Genomic DNA, 25,761 nt, shown 5'->3' on the forward strand with positions numbered 1-25,761 from the left:
CACGCAGATCTCATCGGAATTAACCGCGGAGCAACCGCCGACGTTGATGTCGACCCAGAGGCGATTCGGCTTGGTGATCTGCCGTTTGGAGTCCACCTGCCCAAAGGGGTCCCGCGTCCACCACAGGGTGCCGTCATTGCCGAGAACATAGACGGTGATGTCAGCGATAAATTCATGAACAGAGAATTGAGGTGATTATGACCGGGCGAGTAGAAGGCAAAGTCGCGTTCATCACCGGCGCGGCGCGCGGTCAGGGCCGCAGTCACGCGGTGCGGCTGGCGCAAGAGGGCGCCGACATCATTGCCGTCGACATCTGCAAGCCGATCGCAGGTTTCTTGACGCCGCCGTCTACGCCGGAGGATCTGGCCCACACCGCGGATATGGTCAAAGGCCACAACCGCCGCATTGTCACCGCCGAAATCGACGTGCGCGACTACCAGGCCCTCAAAGCCGCAGTGGACGGCGCGGTGTTGCGACTGGGCCGGCTGGACGTCATCGTGGCCAATGCAGGCATCAGCCACGCCGGCGACACGCTGGACAAAACCAGCGAACGAGACTGGCAGGACATGATCGATGTGAACCTGTCGGGCGTGTGGAAGACCGTGAAAGCCGGTGTGCCCCATATATTGGCGGGCGGCCGCGGCGGCTCGATCGTGCTGACGAGCTCGATCAGCGGGTTGAAAGCCAATATCTTTCCGCATCTCGGTCATTACGTGGCCGCCAAACACGGTGTCGTGGGTCTCATGCGGACTTTCGCGGTCGAACTGGGTCAGCACATGATTCGGGTCAACTCGGTGCACCCCACACACGTGAACACCCCGATGGTGATGAACGAGGGAGCCTTCAGAATGATCCGGCCCGACCTGGAGAATCCCGGCCCCGACGACGCGGCGCCGTTTTTCCAGACGTTCCACACGCTGCCGATTCCCTGGGTGGAGCCTGAAGACATCAGCAATGCAGTGCTGTTCCTCGCATCCGACGAATCCCGCTTCATCACCGGTGTCACCCTGCCGATCGATGCGGGCTGCTGCCTCAAATAGCGAGCTACTGCTTAAGTCGTGGGTATGGCAGCTCGAGCCGTCCTGGTTACCCCGTTGTCGGGGCCATTTGCCAGATTCGGCAACGCAGGGGCGAGCGCCCTTGCTCTCTGGGCCGAGCATTCCGCAGTCAGTCTGCGGGTCATCGACGCTTACCCGTCCGCCGCGGCCGCGATGCGGGCCGCTGAGGCTAGCCGACCGGACGTGGTGTTCGGGCCCTACGGTTCGGGGTTGGCGGTCGCGGCTGTGGCCGCCAGCAACGGGGTTGTCTGGAACCATGGTGGCGCCACCTCCCGACTGGCGCGGCCCGCGTATCCGCGTGTCATCAATGTGGCGTCTCCCGCTTACGGCTATCTCGCCGTGGTGCTCGAGACCCTTGCCGCCGACGGTCTTAGGGAGGGGTCCGAGGTGGTAATAGTGCATGTCGACACGGGGTTCGGCCGAGAGGTGGCCGCAGGGGCGTCGGTGGCGGCCCGGCGACTCGGTCTTGTCCGGCGGTCGGTCAGTTTTCGGCCGGGCGGGGCCAGAGACGTGCTGACGCAGATCCCGGCGGCCGATGTGCTGTTATCGGCCGGTTCCTTCGAAGACGACGTCGCCATTGCGCAATGGAGCGGTGAATATCGTTGGTGTGCAGTTGGATTGGTCGCGGCTGGAGTCGACGAGCTCCGGCAGGCCATCGGCGATCGCGTTGAGGGGCTTTACGGGCCGTGCCAGTGGTTCGACGATGGGACAGATGATCCTGCGGACGGGCCCAGCAGTGAGTGGTTCCGCCAGTGTTACTGGGACGCGAATGGTGCTGAGCCGCCCTATCCGGCTGCTGCGGCCTTCGCCGCGGGTGTCCTTTGGCAGCGCTGTGCGAAGGAGGCCGGAACTATCGAATCGTTACCGGTGGCGGCCGCGTCACGACAACTCGACACCACCACCTTGTTCGGTCGGTTTCGTGTCGACCCGGTCACCGGCGCGCAAACCGGCCATCAGATTCGCGTCGTTCAGTGGCGAGGCGGGCAACGGGTCGTGATGGATCGGCCGCTTCGTCGGACGTGACCGTCGGATTCACCTCTGTCGCGATGGACTTCCGCTGCGAGGCTCCAACAACATCATTGCGACAGTTTGGTCGATCTCGCCTGGAGCGTCAGCTCTGCTCAGAATGGAACATCGACGCCCACGGCAGCTACTCGCGCAACCAACCGCAACCGGCCGATTGCCGCGGATACCTGATCGATGACCCGACTCATCTGTAAACCATGACCAGGCTCATCACAAAAGTGACGCCGATGGGACTGGAACCCCGGCGATTGGCGCTCACGGTTCTGGAGCACTAATTTCCCTTGGGTGATGTTCTCAGCTGCTGGTGTAATCGCGCGGTGGATCGCTCCCCTCCTTACAGTTGCGGCCGTTGCCGCCGCGAGTTTTCTAGTCGGTTCCGCCCCGACGATCCGCTTGGTCGACGAGGCCAACCCGCTGGCCGGGATGCCCTTCTACATCAATCCCGCCTCGGCGGCGATGCGCGCCGCGCAGCATGCCAATCCCCCGAGTCCCGAGTTGACCGCCATCGCCAACACGCCGCAGGCGTACTGGATCGTCCCGGGCTCTTCGGCGGGCACAGTCGGGAAATACACCGGTGACGCGCAAGCGGCCGGCGCCATCCCGGTTCTGGCACTGTATGGAATCCCCCACCGCGACTGCGGCAGCTTCGCCGCTGGTGGGTTGCCGACGGGCGACGACTACCGGGCGTGGATCGACGGCATCGCAGCCGGGGTGGGCGCTTCCAAGGTGGCGATCATCGTCGAGCCCGATGCGCTGGCCATGGCCGACTGCCTATCTGCCGATCAGCGCCAAGAACGCTTTGACTTGGTTCGCTATGCAGTCAACACGCTGACGCGCAATCCGGCTGCGGCGGTGTACATCGACGCGGGTCACTTGCGCTGGCACAGCGCGGAGGACATGGCCGGCAGGCTCAAGAGCGCCGGCGTCGATCATGCGAGGGGTTTCAGCCTGAATACGGCGAACTTCTTCACCACCGAGGATGAAATCGGTTACGGCGAGGCCATTTCGGGGCTCACGGGCGGCTCGCACTACGTGATCGACACATCGCGCAATGGCGCCGGGCCAGCACCTGACTCCGCGCTCAACTGGTGCAACCCCGGCGGTCGGGCACTGGGCACTGCGCCTACCGCGGCTACCGGGGGCGCGCACGCCGACGCCTACCTGTGGGTCAAACGTCCAGGTGAATCCGACGGGTCCTGCGGCAAAGGTGATCCGCCGGCGGGGACCTTCGTAGATCAGTTCGCCATCGAGCTCGCGCACAAGGCGGGCCAGTAGAGGCGCACTCTTAGCCGTAGACGCAGAGTCAACGCCAAAAGTGCAGCCCTGAGCAGGACTTTGTGTGACATCCTTTGCGGGTGGCCGCCGGGGTTGCCCCGACCGGGGTGGTGACCTTTCTGTTCACCGACGTGGAGGGCTCAACCCGTCGGTGGGAAGCCGACGCCGATGCCATGCGAGCCGCGCTGGCCGCCCACGATCAGGTTTTGCGTCAAGCGATTGAGGCGCACCAGGGCTTTTTGTTCAAGCACACCGGTGACGGGGTGTGCGCGGCGTTCGCCTCGCCCAGGTCGGCGGTGGATGCGGCGGTGGCTGCGCAGCGCGGGCTGGGGTTGCCGGTGCGGATGGGCCTCGCCACCGGTGAAGCGGAACTGCGCGACGGCGACTATTTCGGCACGGTGCTCAACCGTGCGGCGCGGGTGATGGCCGCCGGCCACGGTGGTCAGATCCTGGTGGCGGACTCGACGGCAGGTTTGCTCAGCGGCGTCGAGCTCGTCAATCTCGGACCGCGCCGGCTGCGGGACCTAACGAACCCGATCGCAATCTTTCAACTCACCGGGCCGGGCTTGCGGACGGAATTCCCGCCGTTACGGACGATCGATTCCAGTCACGGGAATCTGCGACCGTCGGTCACCAGGCTCATCGGTCGCGACGACGAAGTCGGAGACGTCGCATCGGCGCTGCGATCGCACCGGCTGGTCACGTTGGCGGGAGTAGGCGGCGTCGGTAAGACGCGATTGGCGCTCGAGGTTGCGACCGTCCTGGCTGACGAATTTCCCGACGGTGTCTGGGTTTTCGAACTGGCTTCGGTGGCCGATCCCGCCGCGGTTCCCGATGCCGTGGCCGCGGTACTGGGCATCACGCAGCAGCCGGGCATGACGATGAGTGAGTCGATCGCGGCCGCATTGGAGGGCAGGGTCCGCCTACTGGTGTTCGACAACTGCGAGCACGTTGTTGACGCCGCGGCGGACCTGATCGACCTCGTCCTGGCGGGGTCGGCCACGGTGAAGATCTTGTCCACCAGCCGTGAGGGACTGGGTCTCGCCGACGAGCGGTTGTGGCGAGTTCCCTCACTGGAAGTCGTTTCGGCCATCGAGCTGTTCGCGGATCGGGCGGTGCGGGCATTGTCCGCTGCCGAATCCACAGCGGTGGAGGAGATTTGCCGCCGACTCGATGGCATCCCACTGGCGATCGAGCTGGCCGCCTCGCGAATGGAGTCGATGACCGCGACCGAGATGCGCGACCGTCTCGACCACCGATTCCAGCTGCTCGTCCGCTCGAGACGCGGGCTCGAACGTCACCAGACGCTACGACAGGCGGTGTCCTGGTCGTATGACCTCCTGGCAGAACCGGAAAAGGTGCTGCTGGAACGGTGTTCGGTGTTCGCCGGTGGCTTCGACGTTCCAAGCGCTTGTGCTGTATCAGGATTCGAGGATGCCGACGAGTTCACGATCCTCGATCTGCTCGACTCGCTGGTGCGCAAGTCCCTGCTCGTCGCGGATCGGTCGACGGGTAAGACCCGGTTTTCGATGCTGGAGACCATCCGCCAGTTCGCTGAGGAGAAGCTCGTCGAACGTGGAGACGCGGCCGAGGCGAGTTCGGCTCACGCACGGTATTTCGCGGACCGCGAGACCGACATCCTCGCACTGTGGGACAGCCCGCGCCAGCGGGAGGCATATGACTGGTTCGCCACCGAACTCGCCAATCTACGCACCGCGTTCCGTTGGGCCGCCGACCGCGGTGACCTCGACGTTGCCGCGTCCATCACGACGTACGCCTGGCTTCTCGGTTTCTTCGGCGTCCAGAACCTTGAGCCGGTTTCGTGGGCAGAAGAGCTGATCGAACCTGCGCTCGCGATTGGGCACCCTCGCCTGGGGAGCCTGTATGTAGACGCATCGCTGTGCTGGTTAACCGGTCGGGTCGATCAAGCGCTCGGGTACATCGACAGCGGTCAGACCGTCTTGGCAAACAGCCCGCATGCGCCGCCGTACGGCTTGGAAGGCGGGCTTGGCGGAGCATATATGGCCATCGGACAACCTGAGCGGTGGGCGGAGCTGTGCCGCACGCAGCTCGAGCGCCGAGGCGACAACCACGTTGGCATTCGTACCTGCCGCGTCTTTGCGCTGGCTTTCGCCGGCTTACTCGCGGAGGCGAGAGCAGCCGCCGACGGGTTGATCGAAGCGACTGTTGCCAGCAATAACCCGTATATGCATACGTTCGCGATCGCCGCCTATGCATACTGTCTGAGTTCAGCAGGGTCCGAACGTGACCTCGCGCTCTGCCGGCAGGGGTTGGCGCTCGCTCAAGACAGCGGCAATCGGTATATCGAAGCGATTCTCGCGACAGCTTTAGCTCGACTCGATTCTCAGCCGGTTGTTACCGTAGCGGCGCTCGACCATCTGAGGCTAGTTATTCAAAGTTGGCACGACTCTGGGAATTTCGGGAATTTGGTCGGCCCACTGGCGACGCTCGGTGCGTTACTGGATCGCCTTGGGCGGTTCGAGGCCGCCGCGACGATAGCCGGCTTTGCATGCGACCCCGTATCGCTGGCGTCGGTCCCCGAATTGGCCCTAACCATCACGCATCTTCGCGAGATGCTCGGCGACCAGGCCTACGAATCGTTCGCCCGTAATGGCAAAGCAATGATTACCGCCGCCATCGTCGCCTACGCCTACGATCAAATCGACCAAGCACACGCGCAGCTGGAAGCGGTCTCGAAATGAGTAAAGACACCAAGCTGTCGGGTCATTGAGCTAAAGGGTGGAGCTAAGGGGACTCGAACCCCTGACCCCCACACTGCCAGTGTGGTGCGCTACCAGCTGCGCCATAGCCCCGAGAAGTTGTGCCCATCGAAGCTACACTACTGTCAGGAAGCGTTCAAAGTCGCTGGTGAACGACACCCTGCTATCACGTGCGATAGCAGATTCCGAGACCGGATAAGCCCGCCGCCGCAGGGACTGATGTGACTGGTGTGACGAACCAGCCAGGCCCTACCCGATGACCTGGTCGACCACTTGCTGAGCAGACTTCTGCACGTCGGCGAGATGCTCCGGCCCGTTGAACGACTCGGCGTAGATCTTGTAGACGTCCTCGGTCCCCGACGGCCGGGCGGCAAACCACGCATTGGCCGTGGTCACTTTGAGCCCGCCCAGCGGCGCACCGTTGCCGGGCGCGGAGGTCAACTTCGCCAAAATCGGCTCGCCCGCCAGCTCGGTGGCGCTCACCTGATCGGCCGACAATGCGGCCAGCCGCGCCTTTTGCTCTCGGTCCGCGGGCGCATTGACCCGCGCGTATGACGGCGTGCCGTACGCCCCGGCCAACGCCTGGTACCGCTGCGACGGCGTCTCGCCGGTCACTGCCAGGATTTCGGCGGCCAACAGCGCCATGATGATGCCGTCCTTGTCGGTGGTCCACACCGAGCCGTCGCGCCGCAGAAACGACGCCCCCGCCGACTCTTCGCCCCCGAAGCCGATGGTGCCGCCAATCAGGCCGTCGACGAACCACTTGAACCCGACCGGTACCTCGATCAGCTGGCGATCGAGGCCGCCCACCACCCGGTCGATGATCGACGAACTGACCACTGTCTTGCCCACCGCAATGCCCGCCGGCCAGGACGGCCGATGCGTATACAGATAGTCGATCGCCACCGCTAGATAGTGGTTCGGATTCAATAGGCCGCCGTCGGGCGTGACGATGCCGTGGCGGTCGGCGTCGGCGTCGTTGCCGGTGGCGATTTGATAGTGCTCTCGGTTAGCAATCAGAGAGGCCATCGCGTCGGGCGAGCTGCAGTCCATCCGGATCTTGCCGTCGGTGTCGAGCGTCATGAACCGCCACGTCGCATCCACCAATGGATTGACAACGGTCAGATCCAGATCGTGCCGCTGCGCGATCTCGCCCCAGTAGTCGACGCTGGCTCCGCCCAGCGGATCCGCGCCGATGCGAACGCTGGCTTTCCGGATCGCGTCGACATCCACCACGCTGGGCAAGTCGTCGACATAGTTTGCGAGGTAGTCGTGACGACGAGCGGCCTGCCGCGCGCGAGCAATCGGCACGCGCTTCACCGCCGAGCCGGTACGAAGAATGTCGTTGGCGCGCTTGGCGATTGCATCCGTCACGTCGGTGTCGGCGGGACCGCCGTTGGGTGGGTTGTACTTGAAACCTCCGTCCCCAGGAGGATTGTGCGACGGCGTCACGACGATCCCGTCGGCCAGCGCTTCGGTGCGGCCGCGGTTGTGGGTGAGGATGGCATGGCTGATCGCCGGCGTAGGGGTGTAGCGGTCTCTCGAGTCGATCATGACCGCGACGTCGTTGGCGACGAGCACCTCGAGCGCCGACACCCATGCCGGTTCCGAAAGACCGTGTGTGTCACGGCCAATGAACAGCGGCCCGGTAATGCCGTGCGCAGCACGATGCTCGACGATGGCCTGGGTGATGGCCAGGATGTGCGCCTCGTTGAACGCGCCGTTCAGCGCCGAGCCCCGATGGCCCGACGTGCCAAAAGCAACCTGCTGGGCGGCGTTATCGGGATCGGGCTCGATCGCGTAGTACGCAGTCACCAGATGGGGCAGATCGACGAGGTCCTCGGGCTGAGCCGGCTGACCGGCACGCGGGTTGGCCACCATGACACCCATTCTGCCCGTGCGCCAATCGTGCGTGCCGCTACGCTGCGAAGCGCACCACCGGCACATCGAAGGGATTCGATCTGTGGCAAGCCACGACTATCGGGAGCTGTCCGCGATATTCGCCGGCGGAGCGTTAGGTGCGCTGGCCCGGGCGGCACTCGCCACACTGGCGGTCCCAGACCCGGCGCACTGGCCCTGGCCGACGTTCACCGTCAACATCGTCGGCGCCGTCCTGGTCGGCTATTTCACAACCCGACTGCTGGAGCGGTTGCCGTTGTCGAGCTATCGACGTCCGCTGCTCGGCACCGGACTCTGCGGTGGACTGACCACCTTTTCCACCATGCAGGTCGAGACGCTGAGGATGATCGAACACCACCACTGGATCCTGGCCGCGAGCTACACGATCGTCAGCATCGTGGTGGGATTCCTTGCCGTGCATCTGGCCACGGCGTTGACCCGCCGGGTGCGGATCCGCTCATGACGGCCTTGGTCTGGACCGGTGTGATGGCCATCGGCGGCTTCGGGTCGGTAGCACGTTTCCTGGTGGACCGCGCCGTCGCGCGCCGAACGGCCCGGACCTTTCCATTCGGCACGCTCACCGTGAACATCAGCGGCGCTGCGCTGCTGGGATTCCTGGGCAGCCTGGCACTCGGTAAAGATGCCGCCCTGCTGGCAGGCACCGCATTCGTCGGCGCATACACCACCTTTTCCACCTGGATGCTGGAAACCCAGCGGCTTGCCGAGGAACGCCAGGTGCGGCCGGCGCTCGCCAATATCGTCGTCAGCATCGTCCTCGGGCTGGGCGCGGCGCTACTCGGACAATGGGTGGCGGAGCAGCTGTGAACCAGCCGTGTTTGAAGTTGACGACATACTTCGGCGAGCGGCAACGAGCGGCTGGCAAAGGGCGCGTGTTCCTGGCCGACGCGATGTTGGACCTATTCGGCGCCAGCGAGGTCGCGACCAGCGTAATGCTGCGTGGCATAGCGAGTTTCGGCGCGAAGCACGAACTGCGCACCGATGTGTCACTGAGCCTGTCCGAAGATCCGGCGGTGGTCGTCGCGGCCGTCGACGTCGAGTCGAAAATCCGCTCTTTGGTCGGCGACGTGACCGCCCTGACCGGCAATGGCCTGGTGACGGTGGAACGCGCGCGGCTGGTCACTCGGTTGGATGCGCATGGTTTCGACGGCTACAACGACGGCCAGGGCGGTGACGGGGCCAAACTCACCGTGTATGTGGGCCGCCAGGAGCGGATCGACGGTAAACCGGCGTACCACGCAACATCCGCCCTGCTGCATCGCCACGGATTCGCCGGGGCCATAGCGCTTCTCGGCGTCGACGGCACCGCGCACGGCGAGCGTTGCCGGGCCCGCTTCTTCGGCCGCAACGTCAATGTTCCGCTGATGATCATCGGCGTCGGGTCAACTACTCAAGTCGCTTCCGCTGCAACCGAACTCACCGCACTGACACCCAACCCGCTGCTGATGGTCGAACGGGTGCGGATGTGCAAGCGAGACGGCGAACTCTTCGCCCGCCCACAGGAATTGCCGCCGACAGATGACCAGGGACGCACGCTGTGGCAGAAGCTGATGGTATACACCACCGAAGCCACCCGGCACGACGGTCTGCCGATCCATCGCGCGATCGTCCAGCAACTGCTGCGATCCGGGACGGCCCGGGGTGCGACGGTGCTGCGCGGCATGTGGGGATTTCACGGAGATCATAAACCCCACGGAGACACGCTTTTTCAACTGGCACGCACAGTGCCGGTGACGACGATCGTCGTCGACACTCCGGAGAACATCGCGCGCAGTTTCGACGTCGTCGACAGGCTCACGACCCGTCACGGCCTGGTGACCAGCGAGATGGTTCCGGCCGCGGTTTCACTCGACGGAACACGGCACTCCGGCGATACCGCGCTGGCCCAGTACGACTACTAGTAGGGCGAGTCCATCAGCGGCCTTTCAGGACCTTTGCCAGGACGGCCGCGTGGCTGCCGTCCAGGGCGCGGACGGCGGTGACCAAGGTGACGACGCCGCGCTTGGTCAGCTTTCGCAGTTCGTCCAAAGCGGGATTGTCGGTCAGCTCGGCTTCGTAGCGTGAGGCGAACTCGTCGAACCGTTCGGGTCGATGGTCGTACCACTCGCGAAGCTCTTTCGACGGCGCGACGTCTTTGAGCCAGATACCCACCCTCGGATCGTCTTTGCGTATGCCACGCGGCCAAATGCGGTCGACGAGTACGCGCTGACCGTCGTCGGGATCGACATCCTGGTAGATCCGGGCTATTCGGATCCGACGCTTGGCTGTCACAGGATAACGATAGTCACTCAGCGGGATGCCTGAACACATGTTCGGCTTCGCATGCGGTCGAGCCTGACGCTTCGCGGGCGTTTAGGCTCGGCGCCCCGCGGCGAACCATCGCAAAAATACCCACAGCCGGGGCGCTGGACGCTAACCTCTAAAGGCCTCAGGAAGGTGGCGAAATGAGGATCAGACCGCTCAGCGTAAACACGGTAATGTTTGTCGGCATTTCGATCGTTCTCGCAGCCCCGGCGCAGGCAAATTTTTTCGAGGGCAAATACGACGTCGCCTCATCTGACCACACCGTCTCAACATGGTCGGTGACTCCATGCGGTTCGGGGTGCGTCCATATCGTCTCATCAACCGGGTTCATCAATCAGGATGCACATTTGCAGAATGGCAAGTGGGTCTGGAACAGCAGGAATCCGAGAGGCATAAAGTGCGGGGACGGAACGGCGCTGCCAGCGAACGAGTCGTATTCTTTGGACGCGATCACGCTGAATGGGACGATCCACGGTGTTAGCGTCGGACCCGCATGTGGGCTCCCGTCGGTGGAAGCTGACCAGACGATCAGCCTGCTAAAAATCGCTGCCACGCCCTGAGGCACGCACGGGTCCAGGACACGCGATCGCGGTCAGCGATTTCGAAGTCCGAATCGGCACCGCAATCGACCGACACGCTTTAGCCAGAACTCCAGCCGCTGGTGAGGTTTTCGACGTCGACGATCTCACCGCGGTTGATGCTGACCCAGTCGCGCCCGTCGAGGTAAGGACGCAAATGCTTCCCGATCAGCTCAGCATCGGCCTGCGATTTCGGTCGCTGAAGTTCGTAGACGTGCGGCAGCTCGGCCATGCCGGTGACGACGTTCCACAGGGTCAGGGCGGCCGGACCGGTTGGCGGGTCGACCAGCACCGGACCGAACAGGCATTGTCCCGACATGAACAGCGTCGGGACACCGTAGCCACCCGCGTCGACGACGCGCTGGTGCTCCGCGCGAATCTCGTCGTGGGTGGTGGGATCGCCAAGCGCCGCATCGACGATCGCCTCGTCGATGCCGAGGTCGCTCAGCAACCGCCGCGCCACCATGGGGTCGTGCGGTTTGCCGCCCAGCGTGTGCAGTTCATGTCCGATTGCGGCATACCACTTGTCCAGCAGCGACATGTCGGTCCGGCGCAGCAGCGCCCCGATGCGCATCAAGGACCAGCCGTACGACCACGCTCTCTCCCAAGGATGCTTCTTGCCATCGACGCGGTTGATCTCCTCGAGGCTGAAGAACCGCCAGTTGACGGTGATGCCTAGTTGCTCGCGGACATCGCGGATCCACAACGACGTCTGATAAGCGAACGGACACATCGGGTCGAAGTGGAAGTCGACTGCCAAGTCAGAATCCGTCGAAGTGTTCATCAAGCCTCCTGACTCAGTAGTGGTAAGTGTCCGTCGGGGCGGGGCTGTGAACCCTTTCGTCGTCGAACTCCGACACTTCGATGCCGTAGGCGCGGGCCAGGTTGAGAATCTTGGTGGCACGAGCGATGCGCGGTAGGTCAGAGCCGTTGCGAATCTCTCGTCCGTCCCGTTCGAACTCGGCGAAAAACTCTTTCGCCCAAGAGATTTCGTCTTGCGAAGGCGACAATCCCTCGTTTACCACCGAGCACTGGTCGGGGGTGAGGCAAATCTTGCCGGTCATCCCGAATTCCGTGGAGACAGCCGTGGCTTCGATGAGCTTCAATGCGTTGGAACCGATGGTCGGTCCATCGATCGCACTGGGCAGGTTGGCCGCTTTGGCGGCGATGGTGAACCGGGATCGCGCGTAAGCCAGCGTGGCCGGCTCTTCTCCGAACCCGGTGTCACGGCGGAAATCGCCGATGCCGAAAGCCAGGCGAAAGGTGCCTTTGGCCGCCGCGATTTCGGTGATGCGCTCCAGACCTCTGGCCGTTTCCACCAGCGCCACGATCGGCACGTTGGGCAACCGCAAGGCGGTCTCGGTGACATGGTCCACCGACTCGACCATCGCGAGCATCACCCCGCCGACCGAGCTGCCGGCCAGTGCGGCGAGATCGTCCGCCCACCATGAGGTGCCGAAGCCGTTGATGCGAACCCAGTCTGTCTTCCCGGCGCCGAGCCACTGCACTACATTCCTGCGCGCCGCGACCTTGTCTTTGGGTGCCACCGCATCCTCGATATCCAGGACGACGATGTCGGCAGTAGATTGCGTCGCCGGCTCGAACCGGTCGGCGTGCGCGCCGTTGACGAGCAACCAACTCCGGGCCAGTACCGGATCGATTCGTGAACCAACGCTCGTGGGATCCACCGCTTGGCTGTTGACGTGTTCATACATTGACTGAGCCGCTGTCCTTCTTTGTTCCGTCGATGTCGGGTTCGTGTTCGATAAACCGTAGCCGCATCGCTACTGCGTGACGAGGTAAGGGCCGGATGGATCTGAGCCGTACCGTTTCATTCTTCGCGTGGCGGGTAGCCCATCGCTTGTGACGCGGGAGCCTTTCGCGTCCGATAGGGACTCGAGGACCCTGGTCCCCAATCTGGATCAACGACTCATTTGATCAAATTTTTGAAGGAGTAACCATGCGTAAGTTCATTGCGGCCATTTCCACCACCGGGGCGCTGGTTTTCGGTGCGGCAGGCGTTGCCAACGCCACCGTCGAGAGTGCGCCCGCGCCCTCGTCAACCACAACGACGTTGGCGGACAACAACAACAACGATCAACACAGCGATAAGACCGGCCTGTGGGGCCTGCTTGGGCTCCTGGGCTTGGGCGGACTCGCCGGTCTGAAACGTCGCAAGGACACTGATCTCCACACCGGCGTTACCCCAGCCGCAAATCCCGGGCGCGGCGTCTAGCCGCACACGCCTGCTCCAGGCGGTCCCCGTCAGGGCGTCCTCGCTCTGACGGGGACTTCGGCGTGCCGTGCGTCGTGCAACTCAAACAGCAACGGGCAGCGTCGGTTCCAGATGCTGCGACGCGGGATCACGTCTCTGCGCGTTTAGCTGTTGGTTTGCCGGGTATTTATGGCGCAAGCGGCGCACAGCCCAGCCCGCATCCCAAATCACCGGAGGTACCGCCGTGGCCGAGATGATCATCGAATCGCCCGACGAAGTGGTCGCGTTTCTCAAAGCGCAGCACAATCTCATCGAGGACATGTTCGACGAGGTGTTGCATGCATCCGATCCCGAAGCACGGGAGAAGCCTTTCATCGAGTTGCGCCAATTGCTGGCTGTGCACGAGACGGCCGAGGAAATGGTTGTGCATCCGCGGGTGCGCCGCGAGGTGGATAACGGCGACGGGATTGTGGACGCTCGACTCGAAGAGGAGCACGAAGCGAAGGAGCAGCTGTCGAAAATCGAGAAGATCGACATCACGTCACAGGAATTCATCGACGAGCTCCGCAAGCTGCGCGAGGCGGTGCTCGAGCACGCCGAGCATGAGGAACGCGACGAATTCCCTTATCTAGAGCGAACACTCGACAGCGATGAGCTCAAACGGATGGGAACGGCCGTGCGAGCGGCCGAGGCCATCTCGCCGACCCGCCCGCATCCCGGTGTGGAATCGGCGAAGTTGAATTTCGCCGTCGGACCGTTCGCGTCAATGCTCGACCGCGCCCGTGACCTGATCAAACAGGCCATCGGCTAGGAGGACCCATGACCAATGCGGAACAGCCGCGCGACGGCGAAGCAGAGACCGGCCAGGCGGCAACCGAGAACGACGACGACAGCGTGGTAGCGCCGCCCGCATACCCCGCGTACTCAACCCCTCCCCCGGAGGGGTTGCACACCGCTGAGGACGGCTGAGTCCAGCGGCTCGACCCGTAGTCTGGTTCACGTGAGCGTCACTTCGGATATCGCAGTCACCCTGCACGACCGCTTTGCCCGTGAACTGCCTGCATTAGCCGTCCGCTGGCAGGCCGAGACAACCCCCGAACCGCGGCTGCTCGCGCTCAACGAGGCGTTGACCACGCAGCTCGGCCTGAACGCGGCCTGGCTGCGGAGCGCCGACGGACTGCGCTTCCTGGTGGGCAACCTGGTCCCCAACGGTGCCGTTCCGGTAGCGCAGGCCTATGCCGGGCATCAATTCGGCGGCTGGGTCCCGCGGCTGGGCGACGGACGCGCATTGCTGCTGGGCGAGCTCGCCGGCGCCGACGGGCGGCTGGTGGACATCCACCTCAAAGGGTCCGGACCCACGCCGTTCGCCCGCGGCGGGGATGGCCTTGCCGCCGTGGGACCGATGCTGCGCGAATACATCGTCAGCGAGGCGATGCACGCCTTGGGTGTTGCGACCACTCGATCGTTGGCCGTCGTGGCGACCGGCCGCCCGGTACAGCGTGAGACAGAGCTGCCCGGCGCCGTGCTCGTCCGCGTCGCCAGCAGTCATCTGCGGGTTGGCAGCTTCCAATACGCCGCGTCGACCGGCGACGTCGAGCTGTTGCGGCGCCTGGCCGACCATGCGATCGCCCGTCACTATCCCAACGCGGCCCAGGCCGAGAACCCTTACCTTGCGCTATTCCAGGCAGTGGTTGCCGTCCAGGCGTCGCTGGTGGCCCAGTGGATGCTCGTCGGGTTCGTTCATGGCGTGATGAACACCGACAACATGACGATCTCCGGCGAAACGATCGACTACGGGCCATGCGCCTTCATGGAGGCCTACGACCCGGAAACGGTCTTCAGTTCAATCGATCACTGGGGCCGCTACGCATACGGGAACCAACCGGTCATTGCCCAGTGGAACCTCGCCCGGTTCGCTGAAACGCTTCTTCCGTTGTTCTCCGAAGACACCGACGAGGCTATCGCTTTGGCAGAGAGCGCGTTTGGGGTTTTCCACGTCCAATACGACGCCACGTGGTCGTCCGGTATGCGGGCCAAACTCGGGTTGTCCGGTGGCGTTTCGGCGGGCGTGGTGTCGCCGTTGGTGGACGAGTTGCTCGGCTTGCTGAGAGAGAGCCACATCGACTACACCTCGTTCTTCCGGCACCTCGGCCAAGCGGCGCGAGGCGACGACGAAGCCGCGCGTGGAATGTTCATCAATCTCGCCGGCTTCGACAACTGGATGTCACGCTGGCGGGTGCTGCATCCTGATGCCGAACTGATGGATCGCACCAACCCGATCTACATTCCGCGCAACCATCTGGTCGAGGAGGCGCTGACGGCGGCGACGGCCGGCGATCTCGATCCGCTCCAGCGACTGCTCGACGCGATCACCTCTCCGTTCGAGAAGCGAAGAGGCCTCGAGCGCTACGCCAGTTCTGCGCCGGAGGACTTCGGCGCGTACCGGACCTTCTGCGGCACTTGACGGGTCTACCTCAGCTGAGCGAGGTCGGCGGCAAGTTCATCCAGACGCCGCAGCGTCTGGTCTCGAGGCTCGGTCGGCAAGTCCAACAGGACGCGCTCCACGCCTAGATCTTGATATCCCGCAACGGTTTTCGCTGTCTGGTCCTCACCCCACTGGCAGACCGTGACAGGTACGTCGTCGCCCGCGACGGCACGCAACTCGTCGAGCGCGACCGTCAGGAGTTCTGGCAACGGAGTTATCGCGATCCACCCCGCACCCAGCCGGGCGATGCGCTTGAAGCTGGTCGGCCCGCCACCCACGTACAGTGGCGGGAACGGTTTCGTCACCGGTTTCGGCCAGCAGTAGATCGGGTCGAAATCGACGAATTCGCCGTGGAATTCGGCTTCCTCCTGCCTCCAGATCGCGACCATCGCGTCCAGCCGCTCATCGGTCAGTCGCCCGCGTACCGCGGGATCGACACCGTGGTTGGCGATCTCTTCCCGCAACCAGCCCACCCCGACACCGAAGCGAAATCGCCCTTGTGACACCAGATCCAGCGATGCGACCTCTTTGGCGGTCACGATCGGATCGCGCTGCGGGACCAGCGCGATACCGGTGCCCACCACCAGCTTCTCGGCGGCCACCGCGGCCGCCGTCAGCGCCACGAAAGGGTCCAAGGGCCGGAAGTACTTGCGTGGGATCGGGCCACCGCTCGGGTATGGCGTCTTCCTGTCGACCGGGATGTGCGTGTGTTCGGCGACGAACAGCGACTCGAATCCGCGCTCCTGCAGCGCCACGCCCAGCTCGGCCGGACCGATGCCCTCGTCGGTGACAAACGTCAGAACACCGAAACGCATGCTTGCACCTCCCTGCTGATGGCCCGACGGCACAGACTGAGCGTACCGATGCCGGCGCGACGATTTCCGGCCGTTGGCTCAGCGGGCGGCGACCAGGTTCGGTTTCGGCGTCACCGCCAACTTGTTGGCCTTGCGAATTCCCTTGTCCAGCAACGCGGCCGGGGCGAACCTGCGCAGCAGTGTCAGCCGGCGGGCCATAGGTCCCGCCGGATACCGCAACTTCGGCGTGCGGCTGGTCGCAGCCTTCAGCACGACCTGTGCGACCACCGCGGGATCGTCACCGGCGCGCACCGCCTCGGTGAGGACCCGCCGAACCTGTTCGCGCGTCGTCGCGTAGCTGTCTATCGGCGAATCGGCCTCGGTCGCGTTGGCCTCGAAAGACGTGTTGGTGTACGCGGGCTCGACGACTGAGACCCGTATGCCGAATTCGCGGGTTTCGTGGTCGAGGGATTCGGAGTACCCCTCGACCGCGTGCTTCGTGGCCGCGTACAGCGCGCCGTATGGCGCCGGCAAGATTCCCAGCACCGAACCGATGTTGATGATGCGCCCGCTGCGCTGGGCGCGCAGGTAAGGAAGCACCTCACGGGTCAGCCGCACCAGCCCGAAGAAGTTTGTGTCGAAGAGCTGTTGCGCCTGCGCGACCGAACTCTCCTCCGCGGCGCCGATCACCCCGATACCGGCGTTGTTGACCAGAATGTCGATGCGGCCCGCGCGCTGGACCACCGTCGATACGGCCGCGGTGACCGACGCGGCGTCGGTGACATCGAGCCGGACCAACTCCACCCCGGGGACGGGTTGGGTGCTGCCCGGATTGCGGCTGGTGCCGAAGACCTCAAAACCCTTCGCCGCGAACGCCTTCGCCACGGCTAGGCCGATTCCCGATGAGACGCCGGTAACCAATACCACGGGCGATCGGTGATTCATTTCCACTCCTAGTAAACCGAACGGTGTACCTCTGTGCCTAGGACGCTACACGACTTGACTCTCGCTGTAAACCGTTCGGTATACTTCGGCCATGGCGCAGCGCACGAAGAGCAGGAGCGGCCGTGGCGCGCGCCAGCGCATCCTGGCCGCCGCTGCCGAGTTGTTCTATCGAGAGGGCATCAACGCCACCGGCGTGGAACGTCTTGCATCCGAATCATCGGTATCCAAACGCACGCTCTACCAACACTTTCCGAGCAAGGCGGCCGTGGTCGAGGCGTACCTGCGCAACATCGAGCCGCGCGTCGCGAATCCGCTCGCGCCGCCGGCCGCCGACCGAACGCCACGTGAGCGACTCGTGGCCCTCTTCCAGGCTCCTGCCGGACGAGAGGAACTGCTGCGTGGCTGCCCCTTCCACAACGCGGCGGTCGAGACCGCGGGATCCATGCCGGGTGTCCAAGAGATCGTCCGTGCCAACAAGTACAAATTCATCGACGCGGTCACCGAGCTGGCCACGCAGGCGGGCGCCCCCGACCCGCGACTATTGGCCAACCAGCTTGCCGTGCTCTACGAGGGCGCCGCTTCGTTAGCCACGTCGTTGAACGATGCGTCGGCGTGGGACCAGGCTCGCACGGCGGCCGAGACGCTGATCGACGCAGCGCTTGCCTAGCGCTGAGCGGCGATAGGCAAGACCGGAGTCGGCTTCGCGTGGGACAGTTCCTGTGTGGCGGAAAGCGTCGCTGTCATCGGAGCCGGGCCCGGCGGGCTGGTCGCGGCGCGTTGGCTGCTGGCGCAGGGCTTTGAGCCGACGATCTTCGAGCAGGCCCCGATGCTGGGTGGGCAGTGGACCGGGCTGGGTGGCCACAGCGGCGTCTGGCCGGCCATGCACACCAACAGCAGCCGCATCCTGACGGCGTTCAGCGACCTCGAGCACCACGGCGACCTGGCTTACCCCTCCAACCGCCAGGTCCTCCACTATTTGCATCGCTACGCCGCGACGTTCGGCCTTATACCGCGCATTCGGCTCGGCACCCGGGTGGAGCTCCTCCGGAGAAGCCAGCACGGATGGCTGCTCGAGCATTCCGGCACCGACGAGAGCTTCGGACGAGTTGTGTTGGCTACCGGTAGGTTTCATGCCCCGGTCATCCCGAACGTTCCAGGACTCGATACCTTCGCCGGCTCACTGGGTGTTACCTCCACCTACCAGTACCGAGGGCCCGAGCCGTACCTCGGGAAGCGTGTTCTGGTGGCCGGCTGCGCGGTGAGCGCCCTCGAGATCGCCGGAGAAATCGCCCGGCTCGGCGCGGCACGCGTTGTGGTGACCCAACGGCGACAGCGATACGTCTTACCCAAATTCGCGGGCAGCGTTCCCTCCGATCATCGGATCTTCACCCGATACGGTGTCCTGGCTGAGGAATCGCTGCCGAGGCAAGAGGTCGACCGTCAGCTGAAGGAGTTGGTGGTCGAAGCCGGAGGAAGCCCCGACGACTACGGCGCGCCGACGCCGCACCCGTCGTTCTTCACCGCCGGCGTCACCCTCAACCAGGGGTACCTTCCCCTGGTGGCAGAGCGCCGAATCACGGTGCGCTCGTGGATGACTCGCATTGCAAACTCAGAAGTGACTTTTGCCGACGGACAAACGGATGAGTTCGACGGAATCGTGCTCGGCACCGGGTTCGATCTGCATGTGCCCTACCTGGACGACGAACTCCAGGTCATGCTCGATGTCGATGCGGTCCACCTGGACGCCGACCGCTACACCTTCCATCCCGACCTGCCCGGTCTGGCCATCATGGGCATGTGGGACCAATCGGGCGGATATTTTGTGCCACTGGAACTTCAAGCCAGATGGATCGCATACACGTGGAGCGGCACCGTCCCGGCGCCCAGCGAAACCGACCAGCGGTTGTCGATAGAGACGTATCGCTCGCAGCGGGGAACGCCGCAGAAAACCCGGATGAACCTGGTCGCCGTGATGTTCGCTCGGGCCGCTGGCGTCGAACCACAACTGGACAACTGGCCGCATTTGCACCGCGCTCTACTGTTCGGCCCCTTAGCGCCGAGTTGTTTTCGGCTGGAGGGCCCGGATGCGCTGCCCGATGCGCCGGAACGGTTCGCGCGCGACGCCGCCGCGTTCGGTGCGATCACATCGAACGAGCTGACGGAGCAGGAACGCCGCTACTGGTCGCGGCTGGCGACCACCTGATCGGCCTGCGTGGTTGGTCGCGCTGCTCCCCAGAGCCCGACGCCGATACCGAGCACCGCGCCGCCAAGCCCGATGAGGTGAGAACGTTTCAGCTCGTCGCGCACACTCATCCCGCCAAGCAGATCGGACGCATCGGCGCCCGCGGACGCCAGAAACCAGCCGCGGGTGTTCTTGCCGCGCAGGCCCGCCGCCAGCAGCAGCCCACCGATCAAGGCGTCGCGGTAGCCCATCGACCGCAGCAGCAGTCGCGCCGTCGGCGACGGCTGGTCCGGGTCGCCCCAGAGCCGGTTGGCGCGCAGGGGGTCGACGAGGAACTGGACGCCCGAGGCGAGACGGATGCTGCCCGCTATCACTGCGGCACGGTCTATCGACATGGCCGCAGCGTATCGCTCGCGTCACCTGTCCCGGCAGCCATCCGCGATCTGCAGCGAAGCCGGCCAGAGTGCCGTCGTCAACAGGAACGCCCCCAGATCGGCTCCTACCGGCGATATCTGTTCCAGCCGGCGTTGCATCTGCTGAGTCTGCACCGGATGCACAACCGTCCAGGCCGCGCCCAGACACAGGTACGGAATCGCCAGCCACACCGCCAGTTCGAGCAGGGCTCCAATGCTGATCTGGTAGTTCACCACACGCTGAAGCCGGGCCCTCGTGCCTTGGACCATGTGTTGACGCTACGTCACCATGAGAGGGTTGGTCCTCATGCAGATCCCGTTCGTCGACGCGCTGCGAAGCCGCCTGCGGGAACGCGGCCCCGAGCTCGAGCTCATCGAGGAAGCCGAGGACGAGGCGTCCGGCACCAATGCTGCCCTGGAGACGGTCGACCTGCCGGATGCCGAGCCGGCTCTGTTGCTGCAGCGAATGGAAAACCGGCTCGTCCGGCTGCACCTGTCCACGCCGGACGTGTTGAGCAGCGAGCAGCTGCGCAAGCTGCGCTACATCCTCAACTTCGTCAGACTCGACGACTTCGAGCCTGGGGCTGCCGGTCCCGGCGGTAGCCGTGGTCGCGGGGACATCGCCGTCGGTGCTGAGGTGGCGCCCTGGCGGTCCCGGGTCAGCGACGCGCTGTACGGACCGCTGCGCGAGGAGCGGGACCCCGTCACGGCGCTGACAACAGCACGAGACGCGCTCGCCTCCTTAGCCGCCGACCAGGACGACCAGCGGCAGGTACTCATCGAACGCCACGGAAACGACTTCTCCCCCGCCGAGCTGGACGCCGAGGTCGGCTACAAAAAGCTCGTCACGGTCCTCGGCGGCGGCGGCGGTGCTGGTTTTGTCTACATCGGCGGCATGCAGCGGCTGCTGGAGGCCTGCCGGGTGCCCGATTACATGATCGGCTCGTCGTTCGGCTCGATCATGGGCAGCCTGGTGGCGCGGACGCTGCCGGTGCCGATCGAGGAGTACGTCGACTGGGCGAAGTCGGTGTCCTACCGCGCGATCCTCGGGCCCGAGCGGATGCGCCGCCGCCACGGTCTGGCCGGCCTGTTCGCGCTGCGCTTCGACCAGTTCGCGCGCGCCCTGCTCAGCCGTGAGGACGGCGAGCTGATGCGAATGTCGGAGCTGGCGATCCCCTTCGACGTCGTCGTCGCCGGTGTGCGCAAGCAGCCCTATCGGGCGCTGCCGTCGAAGTTTCGGCGTCCCGAGTTGGCGGCGCTGCAGGGACGTTCGCTTCCCTTCATTCCGATCGGTATCGGGCCGCGGGTGGGTGCCCGCATGTGGCAGGTCTCGGCCTTCATCGACGTGCGAGTGGTCAAGCCGATAGTCATCAGCGGCGACGACCCGGCCCGCGACCTGAATGTCATTGACGCGGCGTCGTTTTCGTCGGCCATCCCCGGCGTGCTGCACCACGAGACCAGCGACCCCGACATGATCCCGATCCTGGACGAGCTGTGCGAGGAAAAAGAGGTCGCGGCTCTCGTGGACGGCGGGGCGGCGAGCAACGTGCCGGTCGAGCTGGCGTGGAAACGAGTGCGCGACGGCAAGCTCGGCACCCGCAACGCGTGCTATCTGGCCTTCGACTGCTTCCAGCCGCAGTGGGACTCGCGGCACTTGTGGCTGGCGCCGATCCTGCAGGCGATCCAGTTGCAGATGCTGCGCAACGCGCCCTACGCCGACCATCTGGTGCGGTTCGCGCCGACGTTGTCGCCGATCAACCTGGCACCCTCGGTCGCGGCCATCGACCGAGCGTGCACCTGGGGGCGCGACAGCGTCGAGAAGGCGATTCCGGTGACATCGGCACTGCTGGAGCCGACGTGGTGGGAAGGGGACGCGCCGCCGGTTCCCGGTGAGCCCAAGGCACACGCGAAGTCGGTGGCGTCGTCGATGAGCTCGGTGATGGCTGCGATTCACCTGCCGACGGGTCGCTTCGCCCGATGGCGCAACCGTTACCTGACTTGACGCAGATACGGCGGGTTCGGGGTTTGGGTGGCTACCATGGCCCTCATGGCCAAGCGCCCCCGGCGGCCGTCCGACCCCACCGTCGCCGCCCCACTAGACGGCGGCCAGACCGTTGCCGCACCACTCGGCGGCGGTCAAACCACCGCAATGCCGAATACACGCCCCACCGACAAGGTTGAGCTGGCGTGGTCGAGCGGCGATGACTTCGGCAAGGACGACTTGGGTGACGACTTCCACGAGGAAGAGCCCCGGGAAGCGGCCACCGGCCAGTCGTGGTCCGCGACTCTGCGTATCGCGGGTCTGCTGGTCGCCGCCGGGCTGGTGTTGGCCGGGGCAATTGTGTTGGGGCGTTGGCTGTTAACCCCGGGGAGCTCTCCTACCAAAGCCGCGCCCTCGCCGGCTCCGACCACACTTACGTCCGCCGAACCGGCGAACTCGGCGACGGCCGGGCCGACCCCGACGTCAATCACGTCAACCCCGGATCAGGACAAGAGATACATCCAGTCCCTCAACAACAAGGGCATCACTTTCAGCAATCCCGAGACCGCTATCGCCAACGGCAAGATGGTCTGCAACGACCTCAGCCGCGGCGTGACCAGGCAGGCCGAAACCGACGCGTTCCGGCAGGGCAATCCCGACCTCGCCAGCAAGGCCGACGACTACATCGACGTCTCGATTCAGGCGTACTGCCCGCAGCGCCGCTGAAACCAGTTGTTGACAACTTCGCCGGTTGGCAGCAATAGTGATTCAGCATTAAGTGAAAACGCTGTTTTCAGATAACGCGTACCCCGAGGAGCGGTGAGCGTGGCGGATAGGCCGATGGCGTGGTTACCGTTCTCGATCGCGGAGGCGTCGTTGTCCGCCGGGCCGGAGGGTGACCTATTTCTGGCGCAGGCCTGGTCGCACCTGACGCGGCGGCTCGAAGAAGCGGCACAGGTCGTCGAATCCGATCCGGTGAATCGGAGCCGGTTCGACTTCGCCTCGGGTATGCGGCATCTGCTGGTGCTGCTTGCCGCCGGCATCGACGAGGCAGTGCGTTTCGACCCGGATCCGATCCTGGCCGTCCGGCGCACCAGCACCGACGACATCATCACCTGGGGTATGGAGTGTCCGGACTGCATCTACACCCGCGCCACCCTGCGCGACGGTGAAAGCTATCGGCTCTTCGGCAACCGCGGCTCCGCTCGCTATGTTGGGCTGCAGACCATGAACGGAATCGTCTCGACCGCAAACGAATTGGTCGACGAACTCGTGGTGGACGCCAACGGTGACTTCGAGGTCGTGCTGTCCGCCGAGGAGCGGGACGGAAACTGGATGCGCATCGAGGGAGCTCATCCCACCCTGACCGTGCGCCACTTCTTCTACGACTGGGACACCGAGGTGCCGTCGTCGCTGCACATCGAAAGACTCGGCCGCTCAGTCGAAGCCGCGAGTCCGTCGGTCGATCCGGACGTTGCGCTGTCCCGGCAACTGGTCGCGCTCGGCGACTTCGTGCACGACAACCTGCAGTTCTTTCTGCAATTCGGCGCCGCGGCACCGGTCAACGGGTTCCTGCCGCCGATCGACCGCACCGCAATCGGCGCGGCCGCGGAGAACAGGCCCGTGATCGGCCGCTGGGAGCTTGGACCTGATGAGGCGCTGATCCTCGAAGTCGAACCACCCGAGGGCGTGTACTGGAGTTACTCGCTCGGTAACCCGTGGTGGGAAACCATTAACTACGGTCGCCACCAGTCCAGCCTGAACGGGCATCAAGCCGTGGTGGACTCCGACGGACTGGTCCGAGTGGTGCTGTGCGGACGCGATCCCGGGGTCGCGAACTGGCTTGACACCGCCGGCTTCAGCAACGGACCGGTGATCCTGCGGTGCGTGCGCACCGCAACGGCGCCGACACCGAGCACCCGGCTGGTGTCGTTCGATGACATCGCGTCGGCGTTGCCCGCGCAGACCAGGAAGATCACCCCCGACGAGCGGGCGTCCGTGCTGGCGCAGCGCCGCCGCGCGGTAGCCGAAAGGTTCGCACGATGACGTTCTCGGCCGACCGGCTGGAGGACGGGGCCCGCGCCGCGACCGGCCTCGACGACTTCGGCTCGCCCTATTACCGGGAAGGCTTGGAGCGCACCGTCGAAGCCTTGAACACCGAAGCCGGCCTGTCAGAGATGGGCAAGGTCATCCAGCACGCCACCATCAGCAACGCCCTGATTCAGCGCCTCAAAATCGAGGACACCTACGCGCGGCATCCCGAGATCGACGACGAGGTTGTCGGTGGCCCGGTCTTCGTGATCGGGTTACCCCGCACCGGCACAACGGCTTTGAGTCAACTGGTGGCGGCCGACCCCCAGTTCCGCTCATTGCGGATGTGGGAATCGCAAGCTCCGACTCCGCCACCCGAGGCTGCCACCCAGCACACCGATCCCCGCATCGCGCAGGCCGAGGCAGGCCTGAAGATGCTACACAAGATGTTCCCGTTGATGAAGACGCTCTACAACTCCGAGGCAACGGCCCCGACCGAATGTCAGGACTTGATGGGTATGAGTTTTCGTACCTTCCATTTCGACGGAGTCGTACGCGTTCCGGGATATGTTGCGTGGCTGATGAATTGCGATATGCGCGAGACCTACACGTTCCACCGTCGGGTGCTCAAACTCCTGCAATGGCACTGTCGACCGGTTCTTTGGCATCTCAAGACGCCGGTGCACATGTTCGCCCTCGATGCCCTCGTCGAGGCGTACCCGAACGCGAAATTCATGTGGAGCCACCGCGATCCGGCCAAAGTCCTGGGCTCGGTATGCAGTCTCATCCGGCACGTCCGTAGCTGGAGTAGCGACCGGGACGACCCGGAAGAACTCGGCGCCGAGCAACTGGACAGCTGGGCCGAGGGCGTGCGGAGAGCGATGGACTTCCGCGAGCGCGCCGGCGACGACCGGTTCGCCGACGTGGCCTTCGCAGACCTGCAGAGCGACCCAGTGAAAACCCTGGCGGCGGCGTACGAATCCCTGGGCCTGGACTTCACCGACGCGACGGTTCATTCGGTCGAGCAGTGGGCTCGCGAGCACCGGCCCGGCTCCCGTGGATCCCACGACTACGACCTGGCCGACTACGGCCTGACTCCGGACGGTGTTCGGGAACGGTTTGCACAGTACCTGCGCACCTACGACGCGAGCGCATGACACGGCCGGCGACGCGGCGGCGGAACAAGCTTCCTCCCGACCCCGACGTGCGAAACGCCATTCTGAACGCCGCGGCGAAAGCCGTTCGCGAGCAAGGGGTTCGAGGCCTGAGCATCTCGACGATTCTGGAACGTGCGCAGCTGAGCACCCGCGCCTTCTACCGCCATTTCGAATCGAAGGACGAGTTGGTCGCGGCGATCTTTCTGGAGATGGCACGCGTTGAGATGCTCAGGCTGAGAAGGAAAATGGCGGGCGCGTCGACTCCCGTGGAGGCGGTGGCGGCTTGGATCGACGGACGACTCGACCTGGCGTTCGACGAGAGCGTCAAATCCGATCTGCGTCGCCTGTCGCTGGAGGCGCAGTCGCAGATGTTCGCCGCTCCCGAGCTGATCCAGCCCGCTTACGCCTCGATGCTCGAGCCGCTGATGGAACAGTTACAGCGCGGACTCGAGCTGGGCGTGTTTCACGAGATCGACCCCGTCAGCGCGGCGCAGTCCATTCAGGGTGTGGTGTGGGCGAGCACTGAGCGGCATTGGGCCACAGGCGATTGCGAGCGCACCGATGTCCGCCGGCATCTGCTCACTTTCTGCCTGCGCGGACTGGGCACAGCGCCCGAAACAATCGCACTTTTGTCCGCACCGCACTGATCACGAGGAGTT

At 64.7% G+C, this 25,761-nt stretch carries 27 protein-coding genes and 1 tRNA gene; 19 read left to right on the forward strand and 9 right to left on the reverse strand.

The window, feature by feature from the left end; genetic code table 11:
* The first annotated feature begins 197 nt into the window (after positions 1 to 197).
* The 4 genes from A9W99_RS16340 to A9W99_RS16360 all read left to right on the forward strand — a co-directional run bounded on the left by A9W99_RS16340 (position 198) and on the right by A9W99_RS16360 (position 6,082).
* Positions 198 to 1,040, forward strand: a complete 843-nt coding sequence (locus A9W99_RS16340; RefSeq protein ID WP_067380022.1) for a mycofactocin-coupled SDR family oxidoreductase — start codon at positions 198 to 200, stop codon at positions 1,038 to 1,040.
* Positions 1,041 to 1,064: 24 nt separating this feature from the next.
* Entirely contained in the window at positions 1,065 to 2,081 is a 1,017-nt protein-coding gene (locus A9W99_RS16345) for an ABC transporter substrate-binding protein (protein ID WP_067380024.1), read from the forward strand.
* A 288-nt stretch (positions 2,082 to 2,369) separates the two neighbouring features.
* Positions 2,370 to 3,359, forward strand: coding sequence for a glycoside hydrolase family 6 protein (locus A9W99_RS16355; RefSeq protein ID WP_067380029.1), 990 nt, complete (start codon positions 2,370 to 2,372; stop codon positions 3,357 to 3,359).
* Between the two features lie 74 nt (positions 3,360 to 3,433).
* Positions 3,434 to 6,082, forward strand: coding sequence for an NB-ARC domain-containing protein (locus A9W99_RS16360; protein WP_067380032.1), 2,649 nt, complete (start codon positions 3,434 to 3,436; stop codon positions 6,080 to 6,082).
* 38 nt (positions 6,083 to 6,120) lie between these two features.
* On the opposite strand, the gene A9W99_RS16365 is transcribed toward A9W99_RS16360, so the two are convergent.
* Positions 6,121 to 6,193, reverse strand: a tRNA-Ala gene (locus tag A9W99_RS16365).
* Between the two features lie 156 nt (positions 6,194 to 6,349).
* Positions 6,350 to 7,981 (reverse strand): phosphoglucomutase (alpha-D-glucose-1,6-bisphosphate-dependent), encoded by a 1,632-nt coding sequence (gene pgm / locus A9W99_RS16370; RefSeq protein WP_067380844.1) that lies wholly within the window; start codon positions 7,979 to 7,981, stop codon positions 6,350 to 6,352.
* An 82-nt stretch (positions 7,982 to 8,063) separates the two neighbouring features.
* Between pgm and crcB (A9W99_RS16375) the strand changes: the two genes are divergently transcribed.
* The 3 genes from crcB (A9W99_RS16375) to A9W99_RS16385 are packed head-to-tail and all read left to right on the forward strand — an operon-like array spanning position 8,064 to position 9,918.
* Positions 8,064 to 8,462, forward strand: coding sequence for a fluoride efflux transporter CrcB (gene crcB, locus A9W99_RS16375; protein ID WP_067380847.1), 399 nt, complete (start codon positions 8,064 to 8,066; stop codon positions 8,460 to 8,462).
* The gene (gene crcB / locus A9W99_RS16380; RefSeq protein ID WP_067380035.1) at positions 8,459 to 8,824 is read left to right on the forward strand and encodes a fluoride efflux transporter CrcB; all 366 of its coding nucleotides are present in this window, start codon (positions 8,459 to 8,461) and stop codon (positions 8,822 to 8,824) included. The genes crcB (A9W99_RS16375) and crcB (A9W99_RS16380) overlap by 4 nt, the downstream gene beginning before the upstream one ends.
* Positions 8,821 to 9,918 (forward strand): DUF190 domain-containing protein, encoded by a 1,098-nt coding sequence (locus A9W99_RS16385; protein WP_082930061.1) that lies wholly within the window; start codon positions 8,821 to 8,823, stop codon positions 9,916 to 9,918. The genes crcB (A9W99_RS16380) and A9W99_RS16385 overlap by 4 nt, the downstream gene beginning before the upstream one ends.
* 13 nt (positions 9,919 to 9,931) lie before the next feature.
* Here A9W99_RS16385 and A9W99_RS16390 read toward each other — a convergent pair whose 3' ends face one another.
* Positions 9,932 to 10,288: a DUF488 domain-containing protein gene (locus A9W99_RS16390; RefSeq protein ID WP_067380851.1), complete on the reverse strand. Its 357-nt coding sequence runs from the start codon at positions 10,286 to 10,288 to the stop codon at positions 9,932 to 9,934.
* 173 nt (positions 10,289 to 10,461) lie between these two features.
* On the opposite strand from A9W99_RS16390, the gene A9W99_RS26625 reads away from it, so the two are divergent.
* Positions 10,462 to 10,881: a hypothetical protein gene (locus tag A9W99_RS26625; protein WP_156623134.1), complete on the forward strand. Its 420-nt coding sequence runs from the start codon at positions 10,462 to 10,464 to the stop codon at positions 10,879 to 10,881.
* 79 nt (positions 10,882 to 10,960) lie between these two features.
* Here A9W99_RS26625 and A9W99_RS16395 read toward each other — a convergent pair whose 3' ends face one another.
* The gene (locus tag A9W99_RS16395) at positions 10,961 to 11,683 is read right to left on the reverse strand and encodes a DsbA family protein (RefSeq protein ID WP_067380041.1); all 723 of its coding nucleotides are present in this window, start codon (positions 11,681 to 11,683) and stop codon (positions 10,961 to 10,963) included.
* A gap of 13 nt (positions 11,684 to 11,696) precedes the next feature.
* The gene (locus tag A9W99_RS16400; protein ID WP_067380044.1) at positions 11,697 to 12,614 is read right to left on the reverse strand and encodes a CoA ester lyase; all 918 of its coding nucleotides are present in this window, start codon (positions 12,612 to 12,614) and stop codon (positions 11,697 to 11,699) included.
* A 245-nt stretch (positions 12,615 to 12,859) separates the two neighbouring features.
* On the opposite strand from A9W99_RS16400, the gene A9W99_RS16405 reads away from it, so the two are divergent.
* The 4 genes from A9W99_RS16405 to A9W99_RS16415 all read left to right on the forward strand — a co-directional run bounded on the left by A9W99_RS16405 (position 12,860) and on the right by A9W99_RS16415 (position 15,578).
* The gene (locus A9W99_RS16405; protein ID WP_067380047.1) at positions 12,860 to 13,135 is read left to right on the forward strand and encodes a WGxxGxxG family protein; all 276 of its coding nucleotides are present in this window, start codon (positions 12,860 to 12,862) and stop codon (positions 13,133 to 13,135) included.
* 223 nt (positions 13,136 to 13,358) lie between these two features.
* A complete protein-coding gene (locus tag A9W99_RS16410; protein WP_067380050.1) occupies positions 13,359 to 13,925 on the forward strand; it encodes a hemerythrin domain-containing protein in 567 nt (188 codons plus the stop codon).
* Between the two features lie 8 nt (positions 13,926 to 13,933).
* A complete protein-coding gene (locus A9W99_RS26630) occupies positions 13,934 to 14,083 on the forward strand; it encodes a hypothetical protein (RefSeq protein WP_156623135.1) in 150 nt (49 codons plus the stop codon).
* A gap of 49 nt (positions 14,084 to 14,132) precedes the next feature.
* On the forward strand, positions 14,133 to 15,578 hold the full coding sequence (locus tag A9W99_RS16415; RefSeq protein ID WP_371514968.1) for a YdiU family protein: 1,446 nt from the start codon (positions 14,133 to 14,135) through the stop codon (positions 15,576 to 15,578).
* A gap of 5 nt (positions 15,579 to 15,583) precedes the next feature.
* Here the strand turns inward: A9W99_RS16415 and A9W99_RS16420 are convergent, their stop codons facing one another.
* Both A9W99_RS16420 and A9W99_RS16425 read right to left on the reverse strand, forming a co-directional pair.
* Positions 15,584 to 16,414 carry an LLM class F420-dependent oxidoreductase gene (locus A9W99_RS16420; protein WP_067380056.1) on the reverse strand — a complete coding sequence of 277 codons (831 nt, stop codon included), beginning with the start codon at positions 16,412 to 16,414 and terminating at the stop codon, positions 15,584 to 15,586.
* 78 nt (positions 16,415 to 16,492) lie between these two features.
* Positions 16,493 to 17,338: an oxidoreductase gene (locus A9W99_RS16425; RefSeq protein ID WP_067380059.1), complete on the reverse strand. Its 846-nt coding sequence runs from the start codon at positions 17,336 to 17,338 to the stop codon at positions 16,493 to 16,495.
* Between the two features lie 91 nt (positions 17,339 to 17,429).
* Here A9W99_RS16425 and A9W99_RS16430 point away from each other — a divergent pair, with 91 nt between their 5' ends.
* The gene (locus A9W99_RS16430; RefSeq protein ID WP_067380061.1) at positions 17,430 to 18,005 is read left to right on the forward strand and encodes a TetR/AcrR family transcriptional regulator; all 576 of its coding nucleotides are present in this window, start codon (positions 17,430 to 17,432) and stop codon (positions 18,003 to 18,005) included.
* A gap of 54 nt (positions 18,006 to 18,059) precedes the next feature.
* Positions 18,060 to 19,541: an NAD(P)/FAD-dependent oxidoreductase gene (locus A9W99_RS16435; protein WP_067380063.1), complete on the forward strand. Its 1,482-nt coding sequence runs from the start codon at positions 18,060 to 18,062 to the stop codon at positions 19,539 to 19,541.
* On the opposite strand, the gene A9W99_RS16440 is transcribed toward A9W99_RS16435, so the two are convergent.
* Together A9W99_RS16440 and A9W99_RS16445 are read right to left on the reverse strand one after the other, a co-directional pair.
* Positions 19,514 to 19,915 carry a DUF4267 domain-containing protein gene (locus A9W99_RS16440; protein WP_067380065.1) on the reverse strand — a complete coding sequence of 134 codons (402 nt, stop codon included), beginning with the start codon at positions 19,913 to 19,915 and terminating at the stop codon, positions 19,514 to 19,516. The two genes, A9W99_RS16435 and A9W99_RS16440, sit on opposite strands and share 28 nt — an antisense overlap.
* 21 nt (positions 19,916 to 19,936) lie before the next feature.
* Positions 19,937 to 20,203 carry a hypothetical protein gene (locus tag A9W99_RS16445; RefSeq protein ID WP_067380068.1) on the reverse strand — a complete coding sequence of 89 codons (267 nt, stop codon included), beginning with the start codon at positions 20,201 to 20,203 and terminating at the stop codon, positions 19,937 to 19,939.
* Between the two features lie 37 nt (positions 20,204 to 20,240).
* Here A9W99_RS16445 and A9W99_RS16450 point away from each other — a divergent pair, with 37 nt between their 5' ends.
* The 5 genes from A9W99_RS16450 to A9W99_RS16470 all read left to right on the forward strand — a co-directional run bounded on the left by A9W99_RS16450 (position 20,241) and on the right by A9W99_RS16470 (position 25,749).
* The gene (locus A9W99_RS16450; RefSeq protein WP_067380071.1) at positions 20,241 to 21,935 is read left to right on the forward strand and encodes a patatin-like phospholipase family protein; all 1,695 of its coding nucleotides are present in this window, start codon (positions 20,241 to 20,243) and stop codon (positions 21,933 to 21,935) included.
* A gap of 45 nt (positions 21,936 to 21,980) precedes the next feature.
* On the forward strand, positions 21,981 to 22,640 hold the full coding sequence (locus A9W99_RS16455) for a DUF732 domain-containing protein (protein ID WP_172828890.1): 660 nt from the start codon (positions 21,981 to 21,983) through the stop codon (positions 22,638 to 22,640).
* 114 nt (positions 22,641 to 22,754) lie between these two features.
* The gene (locus tag A9W99_RS16460; protein ID WP_067380074.1) at positions 22,755 to 23,960 is read left to right on the forward strand and encodes a hypothetical protein; all 1,206 of its coding nucleotides are present in this window, start codon (positions 22,755 to 22,757) and stop codon (positions 23,958 to 23,960) included.
* The gene (locus A9W99_RS16465; protein ID WP_067380077.1) at positions 23,957 to 25,102 is read left to right on the forward strand and encodes a sulfotransferase; all 1,146 of its coding nucleotides are present in this window, start codon (positions 23,957 to 23,959) and stop codon (positions 25,100 to 25,102) included. Before A9W99_RS16460 ends, A9W99_RS16465 begins: the two co-directional genes overlap by 4 nt.
* Positions 25,099 to 25,749, forward strand: a complete 651-nt coding sequence (locus A9W99_RS16470) for a TetR/AcrR family transcriptional regulator (protein WP_067380080.1) — start codon at positions 25,099 to 25,101, stop codon at positions 25,747 to 25,749. Before A9W99_RS16465 ends, A9W99_RS16470 begins: the two co-directional genes overlap by 4 nt.
* Positions 25,750 to 25,761: the final 12 nt, after the last annotated feature.

This window comes from Mycobacterium sp. 1164966.3 (genome assembly GCF_001665395.1).
Taxonomy (GTDB): domain Bacteria; phylum Actinomycetota; class Actinomycetes; order Mycobacteriales; family Mycobacteriaceae; genus Mycobacterium.

Coding starts and splice junctions, on each gene's coding strand:
- A9W99_RS16340 (WP_067380022.1), top strand. CDS start 198: ATGACCGGGCGAGTAGAAGGCAAAGTCGCGTTCATCACCGGCGCGGCG.
- A9W99_RS16345 (WP_067380024.1), top strand. CDS start 1,065: ATGGCAGCTCGAGCCGTCCTGGTTACCCCGTTGTCGGGGCCATTTGCC.
- pgm (WP_067380844.1), bottom strand. CDS start 7,981: ATGGTGGCCAACCCGCGTGCCGGTCAGCCGGCTCAGCCCGAGGACCTC.
- crcB (WP_067380035.1), top strand. CDS start 8,459: ATGACGGCCTTGGTCTGGACCGGTGTGATGGCCATCGGCGGCTTCGGG.
- A9W99_RS26625 (WP_156623134.1), top strand. CDS start 10,462: ATGAGGATCAGACCGCTCAGCGTAAACACGGTAATGTTTGTCGGCATT.
- A9W99_RS16395 (WP_067380041.1), bottom strand. CDS start 11,683: ATGAACACTTCGACGGATTCTGACTTGGCAGTCGACTTCCACTTCGAC.
- A9W99_RS16400 (WP_067380044.1), bottom strand. CDS start 12,614: ATGTATGAACACGTCAACAGCCAAGCGGTGGATCCCACGAGCGTTGGT.
- A9W99_RS16405 (WP_067380047.1), top strand. CDS start 12,860: ATGCGTAAGTTCATTGCGGCCATTTCCACCACCGGGGCGCTGGTTTTC.
- A9W99_RS26630 (WP_156623135.1), top strand. CDS start 13,934: ATGACCAATGCGGAACAGCCGCGCGACGGCGAAGCAGAGACCGGCCAG.
- A9W99_RS16420 (WP_067380056.1), bottom strand. CDS start 16,414: ATGCGTTTCGGTGTTCTGACGTTTGTCACCGACGAGGGCATCGGTCCG.
- A9W99_RS16425 (WP_067380059.1), bottom strand. CDS start 17,338: ATGAATCACCGATCGCCCGTGGTATTGGTTACCGGCGTCTCATCGGGA.
- A9W99_RS16430 (WP_067380061.1), top strand. CDS start 17,430: ATGGCGCAGCGCACGAAGAGCAGGAGCGGCCGTGGCGCGCGCCAGCGC.
- A9W99_RS16440 (WP_067380065.1), bottom strand. CDS start 19,915: ATGTCGATAGACCGTGCCGCAGTGATAGCGGGCAGCATCCGTCTCGCC.
- A9W99_RS16445 (WP_067380068.1), bottom strand. CDS start 20,203: ATGGTCCAAGGCACGAGGGCCCGGCTTCAGCGTGTGGTGAACTACCAG.
- A9W99_RS16450 (WP_067380071.1), top strand. CDS start 20,241: ATGCAGATCCCGTTCGTCGACGCGCTGCGAAGCCGCCTGCGGGAACGC.
- A9W99_RS16455 (WP_172828890.1), top strand. CDS start 21,981: ATGGCCAAGCGCCCCCGGCGGCCGTCCGACCCCACCGTCGCCGCCCCA.
- A9W99_RS16460 (WP_067380074.1), top strand. CDS start 22,755: ATGGCGTGGTTACCGTTCTCGATCGCGGAGGCGTCGTTGTCCGCCGGG.
- A9W99_RS16465 (WP_067380077.1), top strand. CDS start 23,957: ATGACGTTCTCGGCCGACCGGCTGGAGGACGGGGCCCGCGCCGCGACC.
- A9W99_RS16470 (WP_067380080.1), top strand. CDS start 25,099: ATGACACGGCCGGCGACGCGGCGGCGGAACAAGCTTCCTCCCGACCCC.